The organism is Bradyrhizobium sp. 137, assembly GCF_023074095.1.
Classification (GTDB): Bacteria; Pseudomonadota; Alphaproteobacteria; order Rhizobiales; family Xanthobacteraceae; genus Bradyrhizobium.
This window is the reverse complement of the sequence record NZ_JADPKU010000085.1, coordinates 1-1,100: the sequence shown is the minus strand read 5'-3', so window position 1 is coordinate 1,100 and position 1,100 is coordinate 1. Positions and strand designations below refer to the sequence as shown.

The 1,100-nt window shown below is 66.3% G+C and carries 1 protein-coding gene; it reads right to left on the bottom strand.

Annotation, left to right across the window (positions count from 1 at the left end):
- Nucleotides 1-1,100, bottom strand: a 1,100-nt coding sequence (locus IVA78_RS24515) for a DUF1522 domain-containing protein (protein ID WP_247418444.1), incomplete at both ends; no start/stop codon positions are given.

Sequence of the window (1,100 nt, the reverse complement as noted above, 5' to 3'; positions counted from 1 at the left end):
CAGGTTGTTGGCCTGAAGCGCGGTGTTGAGTTGATCGAGGGTCTTGACCGTTCCGTTGGTGCCGTCGCCGAAGGTGACGTTGACCGCCGTACCGCCGTTGAAGGAGCTGAAGGTCAAGGTCTTGCCGTTGATGCCGCCGGTGCCGGAGGTGCGGGCCGCGGTAAACGCCGAGGACGTACCGGTGTTGCCGGCAAGACCGAGCGCGGACAGCGCGTTGCCGGTGCCGGTGATCGACAGGTCGGCATTGACGCCGGTGGACAGCTTGAGCTGGCCGGAGGCGTTGATCGACGAAGCCGTCTGACCCGAGGCGGTCGCAAGCGTACCGCCGCCGCTGCCGTTGAGCGTGAAGGTCTGCACGCCCGTGGCGAAGTCGATCGCCTTCAGCACGTCGGCGATCGTCGAGCTCTGCAGGTAGACCGTCGAGTTGCCGTTGCCATCGGTGACGACGTTACCCGACACGCCCTGGGTGGAGGCCAGCGAAGCCGCCGTCGGCGTCGGACCGTCCTTGAAGGTGATGACATGGCCATCGACGTTCAGGGTCGAACCCGACGAGATGAACGACGACAGGGTCGCCGAGCTCGTGGTACGGGCCGCCGTCGCAGTGACGCTGCCGGCGCCGGTCGCGCTGGTCAGGCCGAGCTTGTTGAGGATGTCGGCCTTGCCCGTTACGCTGAGGTCAGAACCGATCGTGCTCTTCAGGACGAGCGCACCGCCGCCGCTGACGGACGAGATCGTCTGGCCGCTGTTGACCGTCAGGGTCCCGGCAACGTTGCTCTGCACCCCGCTGGCGAGGTCGATGGCAGTCAGGACGTCGCCTACCGCAGCCTTCGTGCCCGAACCGAGATAGATCGTCACGTTACCGCTGGTGTTGTCCGTGTAGACGTTACCGGTCGTGATACCGGTGGCAGCGACCCGGGTCTGACCGGTCGGGGCGGTCGTGGGCACGTCGCCGGCGGCAAAGGTGATGGTCTTGCCGTTGACGGTGAACGTGTCGCCCGCGGCAACGCCGGCGTTGGCGTCGCCAGCGGTCGCTGTGCCGTTCAGCAGGCTCGCACCAGTGGTCGCAGCGTTGATGACGGTTCCCGTATTCGTGCCCTGAA